At 74.1% G+C, this 20,763-nt stretch carries 16 protein-coding genes; 4 read left to right on the top strand and 12 right to left on the bottom strand.

Going from position 1 to position 20,763, the window contains the following annotated elements; all coding sequences use genetic code 11:
* A complete protein-coding gene (gene rimP / locus EF918_RS09425; RefSeq protein ID WP_125643685.1) occupies positions 1-513 on the bottom strand; it encodes a ribosome maturation factor RimP in 513 nt (170 codons plus the stop codon).
* 156 nt (positions 514-669) lie between these two features.
* Here rimP and EF918_RS09420 point away from each other — a divergent pair, with 156 nt between their 5' ends.
* Genes EF918_RS09420 through EF918_RS09405 form a run of 4 tightly spaced genes read left to right on the top strand, consistent with a single transcriptional unit; the run spans position 670 to position 3,772 of the window.
* Positions 670-1,236 (top strand): hypothetical protein, encoded by a 567-nt coding sequence (locus EF918_RS09420; RefSeq protein ID WP_185921667.1) that lies wholly within the window; start codon positions 670-672, stop codon positions 1,234-1,236.
* Complete coding sequence (locus EF918_RS09415) at positions 1,233-1,715, top strand: ferritin-like domain-containing protein (protein WP_260610012.1); 483 nt, start codon at positions 1,233-1,235, stop codon at positions 1,713-1,715. Before EF918_RS09420 ends, EF918_RS09415 begins: the two co-directional genes overlap by 4 nt.
* A gap of 16 nt (positions 1,716-1,731) precedes the next feature.
* Complete coding sequence (locus EF918_RS09410) at positions 1,732-2,628, top strand: aminoglycoside phosphotransferase family protein (RefSeq protein WP_125643683.1); 897 nt, start codon at positions 1,732-1,734, stop codon at positions 2,626-2,628.
* Between the two features lie 43 nt (positions 2,629-2,671).
* Positions 2,672-3,772 (top strand): slipin family protein, encoded by a 1,101-nt coding sequence (locus EF918_RS09405; protein ID WP_125643676.1) that lies wholly within the window; start codon positions 2,672-2,674, stop codon positions 3,770-3,772.
* 42 nt (positions 3,773-3,814) lie between these two features.
* Here the strand turns inward: EF918_RS09405 and EF918_RS09400 are convergent, their stop codons facing one another.
* From EF918_RS09400 to EF918_RS09350, 11 genes are all read right to left on the bottom strand, one after another.
* Positions 3,815-5,551 (bottom strand): proline--tRNA ligase, encoded by a 1,737-nt coding sequence (locus EF918_RS09400; RefSeq protein ID WP_125643673.1) that lies wholly within the window; start codon positions 5,549-5,551, stop codon positions 3,815-3,817.
* Positions 5,552-5,560: 9 nt separating this feature from the next.
* Complete coding sequence (locus EF918_RS09395) at positions 5,561-6,109, bottom strand: GNAT family N-acetyltransferase (protein ID WP_125643671.1); 549 nt, start codon at positions 6,107-6,109, stop codon at positions 5,561-5,563.
* A 28-nt stretch (positions 6,110-6,137) separates the two neighbouring features.
* Entirely contained in the window at positions 6,138-6,983 is an 846-nt protein-coding gene (locus EF918_RS09390) for a GNAT family N-acetyltransferase (RefSeq protein WP_125643669.1), read from the bottom strand.
* Between the two features lie 171 nt (positions 6,984-7,154).
* A complete protein-coding gene (gene ispG / locus EF918_RS09385) occupies positions 7,155-8,312 on the bottom strand; it encodes a flavodoxin-dependent (E)-4-hydroxy-3-methylbut-2-enyl-diphosphate synthase (RefSeq protein WP_125643667.1) in 1,158 nt (385 codons plus the stop codon).
* Between the two features lie 177 nt (positions 8,313-8,489).
* Positions 8,490-9,791 carry an RIP metalloprotease gene (locus tag EF918_RS09380; protein WP_125643665.1) on the bottom strand — a complete coding sequence of 434 codons (1,302 nt, stop codon included), beginning with the start codon at positions 9,789-9,791 and terminating at the stop codon, positions 8,490-8,492.
* On the bottom strand, positions 9,788-11,038 hold the full coding sequence (dxr, locus tag EF918_RS09375) for a 1-deoxy-D-xylulose-5-phosphate reductoisomerase (RefSeq protein WP_125643663.1): 1,251 nt from the start codon (positions 11,036-11,038) through the stop codon (positions 9,788-9,790). Before dxr ends, EF918_RS09380 begins: the two co-directional genes overlap by 4 nt.
* A 123-nt stretch (positions 11,039-11,161) precedes the next feature.
* Positions 11,162-12,460, bottom strand: a complete 1,299-nt coding sequence (locus EF918_RS09370; protein ID WP_125643661.1) for a hypothetical protein — start codon at positions 12,458-12,460, stop codon at positions 11,162-11,164.
* 57 nt (positions 12,461-12,517) lie between these two features.
* Positions 12,518-14,458 (bottom strand): acyl-CoA dehydrogenase family protein, encoded by a 1,941-nt coding sequence (locus EF918_RS09365; protein ID WP_125643659.1) that lies wholly within the window; start codon positions 14,456-14,458, stop codon positions 12,518-12,520.
* 202 nt (positions 14,459-14,660) lie between these two features.
* Positions 14,661-16,106: an aldehyde dehydrogenase family protein gene (locus EF918_RS09360; RefSeq protein ID WP_125643657.1), complete on the bottom strand. Its 1,446-nt coding sequence runs from the start codon at positions 16,104-16,106 to the stop codon at positions 14,661-14,663.
* Between the two features lie 400 nt (positions 16,107-16,506).
* Positions 16,507-18,087 carry a PucR family transcriptional regulator gene (locus tag EF918_RS09355; RefSeq protein ID WP_125643655.1) on the bottom strand — a complete coding sequence of 527 codons (1,581 nt, stop codon included), beginning with the start codon at positions 18,085-18,087 and terminating at the stop codon, positions 16,507-16,509.
* A gap of 164 nt (positions 18,088-18,251) precedes the next feature.
* The gene (locus tag EF918_RS09350; RefSeq protein WP_125643705.1) at positions 18,252-20,468 is read right to left on the bottom strand and encodes an ATP/GTP-binding protein; all 2,217 of its coding nucleotides are present in this window, start codon (positions 20,466-20,468) and stop codon (positions 18,252-18,254) included.
* Positions 20,469-20,763 lie beyond the last annotated feature (295 nt).

Genomic DNA, 20,763 nt, shown 5'->3' with positions numbered 1-20,763 from the left:
CTACGCCTCCTCTTCCTTCTTGTCCTTGCGGTTGAACTCGATCTCGACACGCGCCCTGGCGATGTCCCCGAAACCGATCCGGCGAGTGGTGGCCTTGCGGCCCTTCACCCCCGGTACCTCCACGTCCAGTCCCTCGTCGTCCACGCCGAGGATGCGGGCGACCAGTTCACCGGCACCCTTTTCACCTTCGGCGGACAGCTGAAACTTCACGAGGCGGCCTGTCGCCCGTACGTAGTGGCGGTGCTGGGTCAGCGGGCGGTCCGCGCCCGGGGAGCTGACCTCCAGGACGTACTCGCCGTCCCCCATCGCGTCGGTCTCGTCGAGCTTCTCGCCGGCGATCCGGCTCAGCTCGGCACAGGCGTCCAGCTCCACGCCCTCGTCGGAGTCGACGATGATCCGCAGCATGCGGCGCTTGCCCGCACGGGACAGCTCGATCTCCTCGAGGTCCAGACCCTGGGCGGCGACGAGCGGCTCCAGCAGTTCGCGCAGCCTGTCGCTCTGGGGGGTGCTCATCCGGGTGACTCCTCGGCCGCGTGTGCTGTTGTGGTTACCGTCGCGTGTCAGGTCAAAGGGTATCCGGTCCCGGAGGGTGTTGCCGTCCGCCCTGTGGACGGCCCCCCGGGTACCGTGATCACAGCCCGCCCCTGCACACCTCCAAGGACGTCGCCCGTGCCCTCGACCCTGCCTTCGCGAAGGAGCCTGCTCGCCGCGGCCGCCACGGCCGCCGGTGCCTCGCTGCTCACGGGGTGCTCCGACGGCGGACGCGCCGCCCCCGACTCCGACGCTCCGCTCGAACGGCGGATGCGGGAGGCGGCCGTCCGGGAGAGCCAGGAGCTGCTGGAACGTTACGACGCCACGGCCAAGGCCCATCCCGCCCTGGCCGAGCGGCTCGCCCCGCTGCGCGCGGCGGTCGGGGAGCACGTCGCGGCGCTGCACCCCGACGGCGCCCGGCCCTCGCCCGCCCCCACCGGTTCGCGCGAGGCGGCCGGCGCACCCCGAGGGGCGAAGGGGGCCAAAGGGGCGAAGGGGGCGCCCCCGCTCGTGGCGGTGAGCGTGCCGGACAAGCCCGAGGAGGCGGTGACCGCGCTCGCGGACGCCGAACGGAGCCTGGCCGAGGCCCGCACGCAGCACCTGGCGGGGGCCCCGGGCGAGCTGGCCCGGCTGCTCGCGTCGGTCGCCGCCTGCGGGATCGTCCACCACCACCTGCTCACGTCGAACCCCGGAGGCCGGCAGTGATCCGCGCGCAGTCCTCGCCCCCCGCCCGCCCGGAGCGCACCACCACCGAGGCCCTGGCCGCGGCGCAGGCCGCCCTGGCGGCCGAGCACGCCGCCGTCTACGGCTACGGCGTCGTCGGCGCCCGGGCGGCGGGGCCCCGGGCGAACGAGGCCCGCGAGGCCTACGGGGTCCACCTCGGCCGGCGCGACGGCCTCACCCGGACGGTGCGCGAGCTGGGCGGCGTACCCCGGCCGGCGGAGGCGGCGTACGCCCTGCCGTTCGAGGTGCGCACCCCCGCGGACGTGGAGCGGCTGGCGGCGGAGATCGAGGACCGGGTGGCCGGGGCGTACTCCGACCTGGTGCGGGCCGCGCAGGGGCCGCTGCGGCGGGAGGCGGCCGACGCACTGAGCCAGGCGGCGGTCCGCGCGGCACGCTGGCGCGGGGTCGGCGTAGCCTTCCCTGGGCTCGCTGAACGATCGGATCGAGCCAGGCACAGCTGAAAGGGACCACGCACGCATGGCTTTCGAACCGCCGCAGCGACTCGTACGGGCGCTCGGCGAGCTGCCGGACCCGGCGCAGGACGTGGACTGGCTGGGGCGGCTGCCCCGGCTCGCCGAGGAGGCGGCGGCCCGGCGCGGGGTCCTCGTCCGGCGGGTGCAGGCACCCGGCGGACGCAGCAGCCTGGTCCTGCTGGTGGACTACCCCGACGGGACCCCGGCCGCGCTGAAGCTGGCGCCGCCGTCCGCCGGGCCGGACCGGGAGCTGGCGGCGCTGGCGCACTGGGGCGGGTTCGGGGCCGTACGGCTGCTGGACACCCGGCACGACGACGGGGCGCTGCTGCTGGAGCGGCTCCAGCCGGAGGTGTCGCTGCGGTCCCTGCCGGACGCGAAGGCGCTGCTGGAGGCGGCGGGCACGGTCCGCCGGCTGTGGGTGGCCCCGGCGCCCGGCCACGCGTTCGAGTCGGTGGCGGAGCGGACGGCGCGGCAGGCGGTGGCCATGGCCGAGGCCGAGGAGGTGGCGCAGCCGCTGGTCCGGGTGGCGCTGGCCATCCGTGACGAGCTGACGGCGCTGCCCGGGGAGGAGTTCCTGCTGCACGGGAACTTCCGGCAGGGCAAGGTGCTGGCGGGCACGCGGGCGCCGTGGCTGACCGTCGGCCCGGAGCCGCTGGTGGGTGAGCGCGCGTACGACCTGGCCCGGCTGGTGCGGGACCGGCTGGAGGACCAGGTCGCCTCGTCGGCGGGGGCCTCCGGGGCGCGGCGCCGGGTGAACCGGCTGGCGGACTCGCTGGAGCTGGACCGGGACCGGCTGCGGGGCTGGACGCTGTTCCGGGCGGTGGAGTCCGGGACGCGGGCGCTGGCCGCCGGGCGGCGCCGGGACGCGGAGCTGTTGCTGGAGTTCGCCGGCTGGCTGTAGGGGCATACGTAAAGTACGAACGTATGCCTGGCAGGGGGCCGTCATGGTCGAAGAACTGCTGGCCGCGGGCATCGCGGCGGGAATCGGAATCGTGGTCTACCTGGCCGGTGCGGCCCGGGTGGTGAAGCAGTACGAACGCGGTCTGGTCTTCCGCTTCGGCCGGCTGCGGGCGGGTGTCCGATCGCCCGGGTTCACGCTGGTCGTCCCCGTGGTGGACCGGCTGCGGAAGGTCAACATGCAGATCGTGACGCTGCCGGTGCCGGCCCAGGAGGGCATCACCCGGGACAACGTCACGGTGCGGGTGGACGCGGTGGTCTACTTCCGGGTGATCGACCCGGCGAACGCGATCATCGAGGTCGAGGACTACCGGTTCGCCGTGTCGCAGATGGCGCAGACCTCCCTGCGGTCGATCATCGGCAAGTCGGACCTGGACGACCTGCTGTCCAACCGGGAGAAGCTCAACCAGGGGCTGGAGCTGATGATCGACAGCCCGGCGGTGGGCTGGGGCGTCCAGATCGACCGGGTGGAGATCAAGGACGTGTCGCTGCCGGAGACCATGAAGCGGTCGATGGCCCGACAGGCGGAGGCGGACCGGGAGCGGCGTGCCCGGGTGATCAACGCCGATGCGGAGCTCCAGGCCTCGCGGAAGCTGGCGGAGGCGGCCGGGGTGATGGCGGACCAGCCCGCCGCCCTCCAACTGCGGCTGCTGCAGACGGTGGTGGCCGTGGCCGCCGAGAAGAACTCCACCCTGGTGCTGCCCTTCCCGGTGGAACTCCTGCGCTTCCTGGAACGCGCCACCGAGTCCCAGCCGGCCCCGCGCACCGGCGCGCAGCCGCAGGGGCCGGGCGCGCACCCGCAGGGGCCCGAACAGGCGGTCGGGCCCAAGGCGGTGCCGGCGGCGCCCGCGCCTGCCGCGGGGCAGGCGCACGCGCCGGTCCACACGCCCGAGCCCCATGCCCCGGAACAGGCCGTCGGGCCCAAGGCGCCCCTGCGGTGCGCGAATGCGGACCCCGGGTTGCCGCGGGCCACGTCGGACGACGCCACGGGCCTGCCGCAGCCCCCGCCCGGCCCCGTCACGGAACCGGACCCCGCACCCGCTCCCGCACCCGCTCCCGCGGCCGGGACACCGTCGCAGGCCGCGTAGCCGACCGGCCGGTGCCCGCGCGCCCGGGGCGGGCCCCGGTTCCTACGCCCCGGGCCGGGGCCGGGTCGTCAGCCGGGCCAGGGCGTCGGGGAGGGTGAGGTCCTCGCGGGTGCCCGTGGGGCGGTGCTGGAGTTCGAGGACGCCCTCGGCAGAACGGCGGCCGGCGACCAGGATCCAGGGCGCGCCGATGAGTTCGGCGTCGGTCAGCTTCACCCCCGGCGACAGGCCGGGACGGTCGTCCAGGAGGACCCGCAGGCCCGCTGCGGCCAGGGCTGCGGCGGCCTCCTCGGCCAGGCCCAGCGGCACCGCCTTGCCCGCGGCGACCACGTGCACGTCCGCCGGGGCCACCTCGGCGGGCCAGCACAGCCCGCGCTCGTCCCCGGTCTGCTCGGCCAGCGCCGCCACCAGCCGCGAGACCCCGATGCCGTACGAGCCCATGGTCACCCGCACCGGCTTGCCGTCCCGGCCGAGCACGTCCAGGCCGAACGCGTCGGCGTACTTGCGGCCGAGCTGGAAGATGTGGCCCACCTCGATCGCCCGGTCCAGGGAGAGCCCGGCACCGCACTCCGGGCAGGGGTCGCCCGGTTCGACGACGACCACGTCGAGGTGGTCGTCCACCGTGAAGTCCCGCCCGCACACCACGTTCCGCGCGTGCGTGTCGGGCCGGTTGGCCCCGGTCACCCAGGCCGTGCCCGGCGCCACCCGGGGGTCGGCGAGGTAGCGGACCTTGTCCAGGCCCTGGGGGCCGACGTAGCCGCGGACCAGGTCGGGCCGGTCCACGAAGTCCTCGGCCGTGACCAGTTCGACCACGGCCGGGGCCAGGTGCTCCCCCAGCTTGCCGAGGTCGACCTCGCGGTCGCCGGGCACGCCGACGGCCACGATCTCGCCGTCCACCTTCACCAGCAGGTTCTTCAGCGTGGCCGAGGCCGGCACGCCCAGGTGCGCGGCCAGCGTCTCGATGGTCGGCGTGTCGGGGGTGTCCAACTCCTCGACGGCACCGGCCTCCTGACCCGTCACCGGACGCAGGGGGAAGGTCACCGCCTCGGTGTTGGCGGCGTAGCCGCAGGCCGCGCACGAGGCGAAGGTGTCCTCGCCGGCCGCCGCCGGGGCCAGGAACTCCTCCGAGGCCGAGCCGCCCATGGCGCCCGAGACCGCCGAGACGATCCGGAAGTCCAGGCCCAGCCGGGTGAAGATCCGCCGGTACGCCTCCCGGTGCAGGGCGTAGGAGGCGGCCAGGCCCTCGTCGTCGACGTCGAAGGAGTACGAGTCCTTCATCTGGAACTCGCGCCCGCGCAGCACCCCGGAGCGGGGACGGGCCTCGTCCCGGTACTTGGTCTGGATCTGATACAGCGTCACGGGCAGGTCCTTGTAGGACGTGCACTGGTCCTTCACCACCTGGGTGAAGACCTCTTCGTGGGTGGGGCCGAGCAAGTAGTCCGCGCCCTTGCGGTCCTTGAGCCGGAACAGCAGGTCGCCGTACTCGCTCCAGCGCCCGCTGACCTCGTACGGCTCGCGCGGCAGCAGTGCGGGCAGCAGCACCTCCTGGGCGCCGATCGCGTCCATCTCCTCGCGGACGACGCGCGAGACGTTCTCCAGGACCTTCTTGCCGAGCGGCAGCCAGATCCACACGCCCGCGGTGCTGCGGCGTACGTAGCCGGCCCGGACGAGGAGCTTGTGGCTGAGGGTCTCGGCGTCGGCGGGGTCCTCGCGCAGGGTCCGGGCCATGAGGCGGGACATGCGCTGCACGGGCCGGTGCTGCTGGACGTGATCGGTGGACATGCCCGGAGACTAGCGGCGCAGCAGCGGCAAGGGCGCGCCCATTACGGCGTAGGGCAGGCCGGCGCTGGGGAAGCGGACCTGCCGGGCCAGGTCGACGTAGCCCAGGGACCGGTACAGCGCGCGGGCCGGGCTCTCGGTGTCGATGGCGGAGAGGATCGAGCGCGGCTCGGTGGCCGCGTCCGTGATCCGGGTGATCAGTGCCCGGCCCACGCCGTGGCCCTGGAAGCCGGGGTGGACGTGCAGCTCGGTGATGACGAAGGCCCGGTCGAGCCAGCCGTCGGTGCCGGTGGCCCGCAGGTACGGTTCGACGACCGTGGACCACCAGTGCGCACGGTCGTTGGGCATGCCGTAGACGAACCCGGCCAGGGCGCCGTCCGCGGTGAAGGCGCCGAGCGCCCGGGCGCCGGGGCAGGTCATGTGGCGCTGCACGATGTAGCGCCGGATGCCCACCTCCTCCTCGCTGAGGCCGAAGGCGACGGCCTGCACCCGCAGGGCCTCGTCGACGCGCGCGCCGAGGTCCAGGGGGCCGATCTCCAGTCCGGCGGGTGAAGGCACCATGCGGTGACGATACTTCGCCCGGGCGGGATCAGAACAGGACGCTCATGAACGCGCCGACCTCACGGAAGCCGACGCGCCGGTACGCCGCCCGGGCGGCGGTGTTGAAGTCGTTGACGTAGAGGCTGACCACGGGCGCCACGTCCCGCAGCGCGTACTCCACGACGGCGGCCATCCCGGTCTCGGAGTGGCCGCGGCCGCGGAACTCGGGGGCGACCCAGACGCCCTGGATCTGGCAGGCCTTGGCGGTGGCGGCGCCGATCTCGGCCTTGAAGACGACCTTGCCGTCCTCCAGCCGGGCGAAGGAGCGGCCGCTGCCGACCAGCTCGGCGACCCGGGCCTGGTAGAGCAGACCACCGTCGCCGGCGAGCGGGGAGACGCCGACCTCCTCGGTGAACATGGCCACGCAGGCGGGCATGATCAGGTCCATCTCGTCCTTGCGGACCCGGCGTACCAGCGGGTCGGCGGCCACCTCCCGCGAGGTCTCCTCGGTGACCATCAGCGGCTGGTGGGCGCGGACGTCCCGGGCGGGCCCCCAGTGCGGCTCCAGCAGCCGCCACAGCGCCGAGGTGGCCTCGGCCGGGCCCACGACGGAGGAGCAGCGACGGCCGGTGCGGCGGGCCCGGTCGGCGAAGGCACGGACGGCGTCGGGGGTGGCGCAGACGGGGACCAGGTTGGCGCCGGAGTAGCACAGGGACTGCAGGACGCCGTCCTCGTAGAAGCCCCACATCTCGCCGCCCAGCCGCCAGGGGTCCAGGCCGGCGACCTGGACCCGGGCCGTGACGAAGGCGTTCGCGACCGGGTCGCGGTCGAGGACCTGGAGCGCGGCTTCGAGGTCACTGGGTTCGAGGACCCGGGTGGTGGTCTGCGTCAACACTGTGGGGGTGCCTCACCATGCAAGTCTGCTGATCTGTCGCACTGTACCCGCCGAGGGCCGCGGTTGCCCCGCCGGCGGGGTCACGAAAGAGCCCCGGCCCCGCCCGCGAGCTGCGGGAACGGGGCCGGGGCCGGGCTTGGGCGGGCGGGTCGGACGCTGGTGCGGGCGGGGTCAGACGCCGATGGCGACGGTGGGCTCGCCGCTGGCGACGCCGTCCTTCTCCATCTGCTCGGCGATCTTCATCGCCTCCTCGATCAGGGTCTCGACGATCTTCGACTCGGGAACGGTCTTGATGACCTCGCCCTTGACGAAGATCTGGCCCTTGCCGTTGCCGGAGGCGACACCGAGGTCGGCCTCGCGGGCCTCGCCGGGGCCGTTGACGACGCAGCCCATGACGGCGACGCGCAGCGGGACCTCCATGCCCTCCAGGCCGGCGGTGACCTCTTCGGCGAGCTTGTAGACGTCGACCTGGGCGCGGCCGCAGGACGGGCAGGAGACGATCTCCAGGCGGCGCTGGCGCAGGTTCAGCGACTCCAGGATCTGGATGCCGACCTTGATCTCCTCGGCCGGCGGGGCGGAGAGGGAGACGCGGATGGTGTCGCCGATGCCCTGGGAGAGCAGCGCGCCGAAGGCGACGGCGGACTTGATGGTGCCCTGGAAGGCGGGGCCGGCCTCGGTGACGCCGAGGTGCAGCGGGTAGTCGCACTGGGCGGCGAGCTGGCGGTAGGCCTCGACCATGACGACCGGGTCGTTGTGCTTGACCGAGATCTTGATGTCGCGGAAGTCGTGCTCCTCGAAGAGGGAGGCCTCCCACAGCGCGGACTCCACCAGCGCCTCGGGGGTGGCCTTGCCGTACTTGCGCAGCAGCCGGGCGTCGAGGGAGCCGGCGTTGACGCCGATGCGGATCGGGGTTCCCGCGTCCTTGGCGGCCTTCGCGATCTCCTTGACCTTGTCGTCGAACTGCTTGATGTTGCCCGGGTTGACCCGGACGGCGGCGCAGCCGGCGTCGATGGCGGCGAAGACGTACTTCGGCTGGAAGTGGATGTCGGCGATGACCGGGATCTGCGACTTGCGGGCGATGGTCGCCAGCGCGTCGGCGTCGTCCTGGGTCGGGCAGGCCACGCGCACGATCTGGCAGCCGGAGGCGGTCAGCTCGGCGATCTGCTGGAGGGTGGCGCCGATGTCCGAGGTACGGGTGGTGGTCATCGACTGCACCGAGACGGGTGCGTCGCCACCGACGGCCACGGAACCGACCATGATCTTGCGGCTGACCCGTCGGTCGGCGAGCTTCGTCGGCACGGACGGCATTCCGAGAGAGATGGCAGTCATCTGCTGTGCAACCCCAAGGTGTGGATCAAGGTCCCGAGATCGGCGGGCTCCAGGCCTTCGAGATTACGCCACGCCGCAGGCGCCCCGTGCACCGCCGGGGCTCGGCCACCCGAATGTAGGGGGCCGGACACGTATCGTGCCCGGCCCCGTCCCGCCGTGGTAACCCCGATCACCCGATCAGGTGATCTTCACCGGGTTCACCACGTCGGCGATGAAGACGAGCGCCGTGAAGCAGACGAACACGCTCGCCACCACGTACGCCAGCGGCATCAGCTTGGCCACGTCGAACGGACCGGGGTCCGGGCGGCGGAACAGCCGGGCCGTGTGCCGGCGCAGGGACTCCCACAGGGCGCCCGCGATGTGGCCGCCGTCCAGCGGCAGCAGCGGCAGCATGTTGAACAGGAACAGCGACAGGTTGAAGGCCGCCAGCATGTTCAGCGAGAGCACCAGGACGTGGGTGGCGGGCAGGTCCAGGGTGAAGATCTCCCCGTTGATCCGGGCCGCGCCGACGATGCCCATGGGGCCGTTGGGGTCGCGCTCGGCGCCGTTGAACGCGGCGTCCCACAGCGGCGGGATCTTGCCCGGCAGGTCGATCAGGGCCTTCGCGCTGTCCTGGACCATCTCGCCCATGCGGGTCACCGCCTGGCCGAAGGACTGCTCGACGTAGCCGTTGGCCGGGGTGAAGCCCAGCCAGCCGGCGGAGACGTACTGGTCCTTGACGTAGCCGCCCTTGCCGTCGGTCCTGGCGACCTTGTTCTCGATCAGGGTGGCGTGCAGGTCCACCCGCTTGCCGTCGCGTTCGACCGTGACGGTGGCCGGGCCGATGGTGTCGCGGATCTTCTTCTGGAGGGCGTTCCAGTCGGTCACCTTGGCGCCGTTGAACGCCACGATCCGGTCGCCGGCCGTCAGGCCCGCGGCGGCGGCGGGAGCCGGGCGGTCGCCGGGCTTGCAGGTGTCGCGCTTCTCGGTCGGTGCGACGACGCACTGGGAGACCGACTCGACGGTGGTCGTGGTGGTGCGGACCCCGAAGGCCATCAGCGTGGTCAGGAAGATCACCACCGCCAGGACCAGGTTCATGAACGGCCCGGCGAACATCACGATGACGCGCTTCCACGGCTTGCGCGTGTAGAACAGCCGGGTCTCGTCGCCCGGCTCCAGCTCCTCGTACGCCGCCGAGCGGGCGTCCTCGATCATCGACCGGAACGGCGAGGTCGACCGGGCGGTGACCTTGCCGTCGTCGCCGGGCGGGAACATGCCGATCATCCGGATGTAGCCGCCGAGCGGGATCGCCTTGATGCCGTACTCCGTCTCGCCCTTCCTGCGCGACCACACGGTGGGCCCGAAGCCGACCATGTACTGCGGCACGCGGATGCCGAAGAGCTTGGCCGTGGAGAGGTGGCCCAGCTCGTGCCAGGCGATGGAGATCAGCAGACCGATCGCGAATACGACTATCCCGATCACGGTCATGAGAAGGGTCATGCGCGCGCCTCCACGGCGGCACGGGCCGCCATCTCCCTCGCCCGGGCGCGGGCCCAGGCCTCCGCTTCGAGGACGTCACCGAGGGTGAGCGAAGTTCCCGCGGCGGGCGTCCCGTGGTCCTCGACCACTGCCGCGACCGTATCCACGATTGCTGTGAACGGCAGCCGACCGGCCAGGAAGGCGTCGACGCACTCCTCGTTCGCCGCATTGAACACCGCCGGCGCGGTACCGCCGAGGGTACCCACGTGCCGGGCCAGGTCCACGGCCGGGAAGGCCTCGGTGTCCAGCGGGAAGAACTCCCAGGTGGAGGCCTTGGTCCAGTCGAAGGCGGGGGCCGCGTCGGGGATCCGGTGCGGCCAGCCGAGGCCGATGGCGATGGGTCCGCGCATGTCCGGCGGGGTGGCCTGGGCGAGCGTGGAGCCGTCGGTGAACTCCACCATCGAGTGGACGTAGGACTGCGGATGGACGACGACCTCGATGCGCCCGAACGGGATGTCGTAGAGCAGGTGCGCCTCGATGACCTCCAGACCCTTGTTGACCAGGGTGGCGGAGTTGACCGTGATGACCGGGCCCATCGCCCAGGTCGGGTGGGCGAGCGCGTCCTCGACGGTGACCCGGGCCAGCTCGTCGCGGGTGCGGCCGCGGAAGGGACCGCCGGAGGCGGTGACCACGAGCTTGCGCACCTCGGCCCGGGTGCCCGCGGCCAGCGCCTGGAACAGCGCGGCGTGCTCGGAGTCCACGGGGATGATCTGTCCGGGCCGGGCCAGCGCCTTGACGAGCGGGCCGCCGACGATCAGCGACTCCTTGTTGGCCAGGGCCAGGGTCCGGCCGGCCCGCAGGGCCGCGAGGGTGGGTTCCAGGCCGATGGAGCCGGTGATGCCGTTGAGGACGGTGTGGCACGCGGAGGCGGCGAGCTCGGTGGCCGCGTCGGGCCCGGCGAGGATCTCGGGCTGCGGTTCGGCGCCGTACTGGGCGCTCAGCGCCTCTTTCAGGGCCGGTACGACGTCCTCCCGGGCCACCGCGACGGTCCGTACGCGCAGCCGCCGGGCCTGCTCGGCCAGGAGCGCGACGCGCCCGCCCGCGGCGGACAGGCCGGTCACCCGGAACAGGTCGGGGTTGCGCAGGACCAGGTCGATGGCCTGGGTCCCGATGGACCCGGTGGAGCCGAGGACCACGATGTCCCGGCGGCCGGCCGCGGCGTCGAAGAGGAGGTGCGGATCGGCGAGGGGGGCTGGACTGTCGCTCATCCCCCCATTGTTGCCTCATCCCCGGAGCGCTCCGACACGCCCTGCCCCTTCGGCCGCCCCGTCGGCTGCCCGGTCGACCGCCCGGGGCGTCGTGCTCCGGGCCGCGCCCGTCCTACGCCCGTCCTACCCCCGTCCTACGTCCGTGCCCTCGGTGACGGTGGCCAGCAGCTCGGGCAGGCTGCCGGGGAAGTCGGGCAGCAGCCGGGCGGCCCGCCACCAGGTCTCCGGGTTCCGGCCGAGGGCGGCGTCGAGGAGCTGGTCGGCCTCGGCGCGGGCGGCGAGCACCGCCTCCGGCCGGTCGTGCCGGTCGGGGGTGTACGAGGAGCCCAGCCAGTGGTCCTCGTCCAGGGCCCAGGCGGCGGGTGCCTTGTGCCGCACGACCTCGGCGCCGGTGAGTACGCCCCGGTCCAGGCAGGCGCGGACCCAGCGGATGTCCTCGGCGAGGTCGCCCATGGCGTTCGGCACGGCCAGGCTGGCCAGGGCCAGTTCGCGGTCGACCCCGCCGGAGGGCCAGGGCGGGGCGGGTTCCAGCGCCTCGGCGGCCCGGCGCAGGCCCGGTACGGCGGGCGCCTGCGGGGCGGCGGCTCCCGTGCCGTCGGTGACGGCGGCGACCAGCTCCGGCAGGGTGCCCGGGAAACCGGGGGCGGCCCGCAGCAGCCGGTCCGTCAGGAAGGGGACCGTGCTCCGTGCGGGGTGCAGCGCCCGCCGGACGGACGCGCGCAGCTCGGCCAGCTCCGGCAGGGTCCAGCGCAGCCCGGAGCGGGTGTGCGGGGCGGTCAGCAGGAGGGTGCGGTGGGCAGGGGCGAGGTGGGCGACGACCTCGTCCGGGGTGAGCAGGCCGGCCCGGACGGCCCGGACGGCGGGCCGGTGCCAGGCGGGCCCGTACGTGCGCAGGGCGCGGGTGTCGAGCAGGGCCAGGCAGGCGGTGCGGGGCAGGTCGGCCCGGAGCAGCAGGGCCTCGACGGAGCCGGGCGGGAGCGGCTCGCGGGCGTGCTCGCGCAGCAGCAGGTCCACGTCCAGCTCGTGCGGCAGGGCCAGCACGTCCAGGGGGACCCTGGGGCGACGGTGGCCGTGCGCGCGCAGGGCCGCGACCAGCGCATCGGGGGCGAGCGGGCCGGGGCCCAGCCGCCGGGCCAGCTCGGGAGCCGGTGGCCGGGCGGCGTACCGGGCGGGGCCGGGCAGGCCGGGCAGGGGGCGGCCGAGGACGTGCGGGTTGCGGGCGACGGTGCGGCGGTCCTCGCCGTCGCCGTCACGGACCAGCAGGGTGACCACCGAGGCCGGCAGGTACTCGTCGCGCGCCAGGTAGCGGCGGGTGGCCGCGTCCAGTCGTGCCAGCACCCCGGAGACGACCGGGTCCGGTGCGTGGCGCAGGAGATGCGCCACGCACCAGGCCAGCCGTCTGGACTCCCGGTCCCCGTACATCCGTCTCCCCGTTCGTCGCCCGCTGCGCCGGTCCGGCGCCGGGGCGATGATCGCAGGTCAGCGGAACGGGCGGTGAACGTTTTTGTGACGGGACGGTCCCGGTGCGGCGTCGGCGATCCAGGGGCCGTCGCCGGAGGGGTCGAGCACGCCTTCCTCCAGCCAGGTGTAGGTGCCCTGGAGCACCCCGGAGACCACCTTGCGGTCGAGGTCGTCGGTGTTGGACCACAGCCGGCCGAACAGCTCCTCGACCCGCAGCCGGGACTGCCGGCAGAAGGCGTCGGCGAGCTGGTAGGCCTCGCGGCCGTGGTCGCCGGTGGCGCGCAGGTGCTCGGCCCGTACGCAGGCCGCGCTCATGGCGAACAGCTCGGCGCCGATGTCGACGATCCGGCCCAGGAAGCCCTGCTTGGTCTCCATCCGGCCCTGCCAGCGGGACATGGCGTAGAAGGTGGACCGGGCGAGTTTGCGCGCGCCGCGTTCGACATAGCGCAGGTGGGTGGCGAGGTCGGGGTGGCCGGCCGGGTGGAACTCCCGGTACGTGCCGGGGACCTGGCCGGGTCCGGCGGCCAGCTTGGGCAGCCAGCGGGCGTAGAACCCGGCGGCCCGGGCGCCCGCCTTGGCCTTGTCGGCCAGGGCCTTGTCGGGGTCGATGAGGTCGCCGGCCACGGACAGGTGGGCGTCGACGGCCTCGCGCGCGATCAGCAGGTGCATGATCTCGGTGGAGCCCTCGAAGATCCGGTTGATCCGCAGGTCGCGCAGGAGCTGCTCGGCGGGGACGGCCCGTTCGCCACGGGCGGCGAGCGACTCGGCGGTCTCGAAGCCGCGGCCGCCGCGGATCTGGACCAGCTCGTCGGCCATCAGACAGGCCATCTCGCTGCCGTAGAGCTTGGCGAGGGCGGCCTCGATGCGGATGTCGTTGCGGTCCTCGTCGGCCATCTGGGAGGCGAGGTCCACGACGGCTTCGAGGGCGAAGGTGGTGGCCGCGATGAAGGAGATCTTGGACCCGACGGCCTCGTGCCGGGCGACGGGCCGGCCCCACTGCTCGCGGACCGCCGACCATTCGCGGGCGATCTTCAGGCACCACTTGCCGGCGCCCACGCACATGGCGGGCAGCGAGAGGCGGCCGGTGTTGAGGGTGGTCAGGGCGATCTTGAGCCCGGAGCCCTCGGGGCCGATCCGGTTCCCGGCGGGCACCCGGACCTGGTGGAAGCGGGTGACGCCGTTCTCCAGGCCGCGCAGGCCCATGAAGGCGTTGCGGTGCTCGACCGTGATCCCGGGCGAGCCGGCCTCGACCACGAAGGCGGTGATGCCGCCGGGGTGGCCCTCGCCGCGGGGCACCCGGGCCATGACGACGAGCAGGTCGGCGACCACGCCGTTGGTGGTCCACAGCTTCACGCCGTCGAGGACGTACTCCTCGCCGTCCGGCACGGCGGTGGTGGCCAGGCGCGCCGGGTCGGAGCCGACGTCGGGCTCGGTGAGCAGGAAGGCGCTGATGTCGGTGGTGGCCAGGCGGGGCAGGAAGGTGTCCTTCTGCTCCTGGGTGCCGAAGATCTTCAGCGGCTGGGGCACGCCGATCGACTGGTGGGCCGAGAGCAGGGCGCCGATGGCGGGGCTGACCGAGCCGACCAGGGCGAGGGCCTTGTTGTAGTACACCTGGGTCAGGCCCAGGCCGCCGTACTTGGGGTCGATCTTCATCCCGAGGGCGCCGAGGGCCTTCAGGCCCTGCACGGTCTCGTCGGGGATGCGGGCCTCGCGCTCGATGCGCGGGCCGTCGATCTCGTGCTCGCAGAACTCCCGCAGCCGGGCGAGGAAGGCCTCGCCGCGCCGTACGTCCTCGGCGTCGGGCATCGGGTGCGGATGGATGAGGTCCAGCCGGAACCGGCCGAGGAAGAGTTCCTTGGCGAAGCTGGGCTTGCGCCAGTCCTGTTCCCGGGCCGCTTCCGCCACCTGCCGGGCCTCGCGCTCGGTCACCTTGGGCTGTGCGGGCTGTGTTGCGGACATGAGGGGGCTCACCTCGCCGCCGAGTCGGGCTACCGATGGGTGCTACCTGTCAGTCGTACCCCTGAGTCGTACCCCTTCCCCGGCGCGGGGAAAAGCCGGGGCGGGCCGGTCGGATGAAAATCCGACCGGCCCGCCCGGGTGAAGAGGGGCGGCCCGAACCCCCGCACAGTAGGTTCGGGCCGCCGGTCCGTGACGTACGGGATCAGATGTCGAGGCCGGTGAGGACCAGGACCCGCTCGTACGTGTAGTCGTCCATCGCGTAGCGGACGCCCTCGCGGCCGACGCCGGACTGCTTGACGCCGCCGTAGGGCATCTGGTCGGCGCGGTACGACGGCGCGTCGCCGATGATCACACCGCCGACCTCCAGCTCGCGGTGGGCGCGGAACGCGACCTGGATGTCGTGCGTGAAGACGCCGGTCTGCAGGCCGAACTTGCTGTCGTTGACCTGGGCGAAGGCCTCGTCGGTGCCCTCGGCCCGGTGCAGGGTCAGGACCGGTCCGAAGACCTCCTCGCAGGCGAGGGTGACGCCGTCGGGCAGCTCGGCGAGCACGGTCGGCTCGTACGAGGCACCCTCGCGCTTGCCGCCGGCGAGCAGCTTGGCGCCGGCCGAGACGGCCTCGTCCACCCAGGACTCCACGCGCTTGGCGGCGTCCTCGGAGACCAGCGGGCCGACGTCGGTCGCGTCGTCGGACGGGTCACCGGTGACCTGGGCCTGGACCTTGGCGACGACCTTCTCGACCAGGCGGTCGTAGACGGAGGCGTCGGCGATCACGCGCTGCACGGAGATGCAGGACTGGCCGGCCTGGTAGTTCGAGAAGGTGGCGATGCGGGTGGCGGCCCAGTCGAGGTCGGCCTCGGAGGACCAGTCGGCGAGGACCACGGCCGCGGCGTTGCCGCCGAGCTCCAGGGTGCAGTGCTTGTGCGGCACGGACTGCTGGATGGCGTACCCGACCTTGTCGGAACCGGTGAAGGAGATGACGGGCAGGCGCTCGTCCTTGACCAGGGCCGGCATCTTGTCGTTGGCGACGGGCAGCACGGACCAGGAACCGGCCGGCAGGTCGGTCTCGGCCAGCAGCTCGCCGAGGATCAGACCGGACAGCGGGGTGGCCGGGGCGGGCTTGAGGATGATCGGGGCGCCGACGGCGATGGCCGGGGCGACCTTGTGGGCGCACAGGTTCAGCGGGAAGTTGAACGGCGCGATGCCGAGGACCGGGCCCTTGACGAAGCGGCGGGTCAGGGCCAGGCGGCCGACGCCACCGGCGTCGGTGTCCAGGCGCTGGGCCTCGCCACCGTTGAAGCGGCGGGCCTCCTCCGCGGCGAAGCGGAACACGGACACCGCGCGGCCGACCTCACCGCGGGCCCACTTGATCGGCTTGCCGTTCTCGGCGGAGATCAGCTGGGCGATCTCCTCGGTGCGCTCCGCGAGCCGCTTCGACACGTGGTCGAGGGCGGCGGCCCGGACGTGCGCGGGGGTCGCGGAGAACTCCGCCGTCACGGCGTGCGCCGCGGCCACGGCCTCTTCGACCTGGGCGTCGGTCGGCACGCTGACGGTGCCGACGAGACGGCCGTCCCACGGGTTGTGGACGTCGAAGCTGTCCTCGCCGGTGGCCTGGCGGCCGGCGAGCCAGAAGGCGTGGGTGGAAGTCATGCGGATCCCGGCCCTTCGGAGGTGTGCGGTGTGCGGCGCAGGGCGCTGCCTGTCCCTCTCACGGTAGGGCGGCGGGCCCGAAGTGTGGCTTGTCCGCGATGGAGAACCTCCCCGCGCCGCTTCGCCGTAATGGCGATGTCCCCGACGGACCGACCGTGCCACGCGGTCCCGCCGGGGGCGCGGGGAACGGGGCAACGCCCTTCGGGGGCCAGGACGGCCGGAGGCCAGGACGGCCGGAGGCCAGGACGGCCGGAGGCTAGGACGGCTGGGGGCCGGGACGGCCGGAGGCCAGGAAGACTGGAGGCCAGGACGGCCGGAGGCCAGGAAGACTGGAGGCCAGGAAGACTGGAGGCCAGGACGGCCGGGGGCCAGGACGACTGGAGGCCAGGACGGCCGGGGGCTAGGACGGCTGGGGTGAGGCCTTGAGGGCCAGCCACAGCTCCATGCGGACGTCCGGGTCGTCCAGGGACCGCCCGAGGATCTCCTCGACCCTGCGCATCCGGTACCGCAGCGTGTGCCGGTGCACCCCGAGGTCCGCGGCGGCCGCGTCCCACTGCCCGTGCCGCGACAGCCACGCCTGGAGCGAGGCCACCAGGTCCCCGCGCCCGGTCGCGTCGTGCTCGCGCAGGGCCCGCAGCGTGCCCTCGGCGAAGGCCCGTACCGCGTCGTCGCCGAGCAGCGGCAGCACCGAGCCGGCCGCGAGGTCCTCGTGCTCCACGAGCGGCCGGCCGCGCCGGCGGGCCACCGCCAGGGCCTGGTCGGCCTGCTTGAAGGCGGCGTCCGCGCCGGCCGGACCGGCCGGCGCGGACAGACCCACGACCAGTTCGTCGGGCTCGGGGCCGGTGCTGTCCCGGCCGCGCCGGGACTCCTGGGCCTCGGCGTGGTCGGTCACGGCCTGCACGGCGGCCCCGCCGTCGGCGGCCAGTACGACCAGCCGGCCCGGCTCGGGCACCACGAGCACGGCCTCGCCGGTGCGCGCGGCGGCCGACTCCACGGTGTCCCCCAGCCGGGCCAGACCCTCGGGCTGGGCGGTACCGGGCAGCGCCGGTTCGGCCACCAGGAGCCGGAACGGGGCCTGGAGCAGGCCGCCGTAGAGGTCCCCGGCCACGGCCTGGGCGTGCGCGGCCTCCCCGTCGAGCAGCATCCGCAGCACGGCCGCGCCCAGCCGGGACTCGGCGTCGTGCAGCGAGCGGGAGCGTTCGGTGGTCAGGGTCAGCAGGGCCACGGCGGAGTGGACGGCGTACCGCTCGGCGGTGCCCAGCGGGGCGGCGGTCCCGACGGCCAGGGCGCCCCGGGCCCGTCGGCCGGTGCCTAGCGACTGGAGCTCGACCCGGTCCTCGGAGCCGCCGACGACGGCACTGGCGGGGGCCGGCCGCTCCCGCAGCCGTTCCACGTCGGGGGTGAGCCGGGCGGCCCGGCGGGCGGCCCACTCGGGCGCGGCGGCCACCACCTGGCCGGAGGCGTCGTAGAGCGCGGCCCAGCCCTGCACGTGCGCGGCCAGCCTGGTCAGCAGCTCGGCGGGGCCGTCGGCGGACAGCGCGGCCCGGGTCAGCTCGCGCTGGGCCTCGAAGCCGGCGGTGACGGCGCGGTACTGGTCGGCGGCGAGGGCCGCGGAGACGGCCTTGCTGATGGCGAGGAACGGCGTGCGCCGGGGCACCTCCAGCAGCGGCAGGTCCTCGTCGCGGGCCGCGGCGACCAGGGCCTCGGGGATCTGCTCGTAGTTCACCCCGACGGCGAAGCCGATCCCGACGACCCCGGCCGCGGCGAGGCGGCGCACGTAGCGGCGCATCTCGTCGGGGTCGTCGGCGTCCAGCTTCATCGCGGTGATCAGCAGCAGCTCGCCGCCCTCCATGTAGGGGACGGGGTCGGCGAGCTCACTGACGTGCGCCCAGCGCACCGGGGTGTCGAGGCGGCCCTCCCCGGCCCGGACGCTGAGCTTGAGCGCCGAGTGCTGGACGAGTGAGGCGAGGGTGAGCGGCATCGGGGACTTTCGGGGCGGGACCAGCGGATTTCGCCGCCACGTATGAACGGCTCCCCTCGATTCTGCCACCCCGTACGGGTCCCCTCAGCCCGACGACCGCCGCGGCCCGGCTACCCGGCGAGCTCGACGAGCAGGGGGGCGGCGCGCTCGCCGCGGGGTGCGCCTCAGCCGTCCAGCCGGACGAGCAGCGGAGCCGCCCGTTCCCCCCGCACGGAGGTCAGCGAGAGCACCGCGTGGCCGGCCGGCACCGCGTGCGCCAGTTCCGAGGCGGACCACCGCTCGCGCTCGACCTTCCGTACGGTCACCGCGTCGGTGGTGACGGCCTTGCCGGTGACCAGCTTGCGGAAGGAGTTGACCATGCGGGTCAAGGGCTGGTCGGCGTAGACGGTGCGGTGGGTGACGTCCCGGGTCTCCACCCATTCCGTGCCCCAGGCCTCGGCGAAGCGCTTGCCGTCCCAGGTGGTGACCCCCCCGAACGCCATGCGGCAGCCCACCGAACCCAGCAGCGGCGTGCGCAGCTCCTCCGGCACGTCGTCCAGGGTGCGCAGGGTCAGGACGACACCGGCGTTCGCGGAGCGGAGCCGCTGCACCCCGCGGACGGCCTCCGCGGTCACGGTGTGTGCGGCGTCGTCGAGGACGAGGCAGGCGAACAGGGATCGGTCGGCGCGGGCCTCGGCACTCGCTGTGAACTGCGCGAGCAGGAGCCTGGCCAGCATCCGGGAAGCCGCGGCGTGCCCCCGTTCGGGCAGGTCGATCCGGACCCGCAGGGGGTGTTCCAGGGCCCGGAGGGAGAAGGGGCGGCCCGTGTCTCCGGTGTCGAAGAAGCCCGCGAAGGCGGGCCGGTCCAGGAGGGCGATCCGGTCCGCGAGCAGCGCCCCGGGGTCTCCGGGCGCCGCTTCCTGGCGGTCGCGCGCGTCCAGTTCGCGGAGCATCGCCTCCGCCCCGGCCGACCGGAGAGCGGCGCGCAGGGTGCCGCGTGCCGCCGGGCCTCCGTCGAACAGCTCGCGCAGCTCGGGAACGCCGGGGAACCGGCCGTGGACGAAGCGGAAGGGGCCGAGCACCTGGGCCAGGGCGGTGGCGGCACGCCGCACGGTCTCCCCCGGGGCGTCCCCGGCGAAGGCCTCGGCGAGCAGGGAGGCGGCCTCGTCGGGGTCGGTGGCACCCCCGTACAGGTCGAGGTCGTACTCGGAGGCCGGATCGGCGATCTTGATGACCACGTCGTAGGAGCGGTCGGGCCCGAGGTCGGTGCCGGCCGCGCCCACCGCGATGACGGCGGCCTGTCCGGCGAGGGCCTGCAGGGCGAGGGACTCGGTGACCGGCCGGACCAGGCGCCGGGTCTTGCCCGCGCCGGAGGGTCCCACCGCGAGCAAGGAGGTGCCGAGCACCTCGGGGTCCAGCGCGAAGCCGGTGCCGCGCAACGGATAGGGGGTGCGCTCGCCGGAGTCCACGGTGCCGAGGCGGACCTGGCGGACGGCGAGGTCGTGGCGGGCGGCCCGGGCCTGGAGGTCCCGCTGGCGAGAGGGGTGGACACAGGCGGCCGCGCCCTGGCTGCGGACCGCGTCGTCGAAGGCGGCCAGGCGGCCGGGGTCGGCCTGGACCGACTGCCAGGCGCGGTGCAGGCGGGCGTAGTCCACGTCGTTCATCCGTCCGCCGGCGGCCTCGGCGGCGAGCCGGTCGGCGGCCTCGCCGAGTCCGGCCGCCCGCAGCCGGGGCCAGGTCGCGGGATCCTCGGGCGTCCCTGGCACCGGTGCGAGCGCAGGCGCCTCCGCCGCGGTGGCCCCTGGGACTGTCACGGGTCCCGCGGTGTCGCGGGCGAACCAGCCGCCCAGGCGGCCGAACCACCACAGCAGCGGGCCGTAGACGACGGCGTACAGAGACCACTGCAGGAGCTGCACGCTGGTGGTGTCGAACTCGTGGTACGTGATGTGTCCGAACACCAGGGAATGGACCGGAACGGTGTCGGTCATGAGCAGCCAGGCCGCGCACAGCAACCCGACGGCCGCGCCGGCCGCGCGGGCTCCCCGGCCACGAGCGGCGATCAGCCGGTCGAACGCCGTCCGCCAGCTGCCCAGCCGGCCGAAGCCGTAGAGGAGGAGGCCGGTGAGCAGCAGTCGGTAGAACTCCAGCGCGGCCGCACCACGGCCGTCCACGGCATTCCCGAACTGCCACCACTCGCGGGGAGTGAACAGCTTGAGCGGCACCGTCGCGTACGGGATGTACCCGTGCTCCAGCAGGGACCAGAGCAGGGCGCAGGCGAGGAAGGAGATCAGGGCGCCGGTGGCCAGGGCGCGGTCCAGGAGGCGCTCGGGCTCTTGGTCGGGCCGCGGCGCATAGCCGTACCGCCAGACGCCCGGGGCAGCGGCGGGCCGCGGCGTCCGCATCCACTCGGCGAGCGAGGGCCGGCCGTCGGGCCGGTGCGCGGGCGGCGGCGGCACGCTGGGCAGCCCGGCCGGGACCGGGGGGACCTGGGTGGCCGCGGGAGCCGCGACCGGGACCGGCGGTACGTCCTTCGGCCGGTCTCCGGGAGGGGACGGGAGGCCGAGCGGACGAGGAACCTCCGCACGGGGCACCGCGTCCGGCACTCCGTTCCCGCCGGACCCGCCGTACATGCCGTCCCTGTCCATGAACCCCTGCCCCCTAGTTCCCTGTACCGCCGCTCAATGTAGTGCCCCACCC

It is taken from the genome of Streptomyces sp. WAC06614 (assembly GCF_003949795.1).
Lineage (GTDB): Bacteria > Actinomycetota > Actinomycetes > Streptomycetales > Streptomycetaceae > Streptomyces.
Note: the sequence above shows the minus strand (reverse complement) of the source record. Positions and strands in the feature narration are given on the sequence as shown.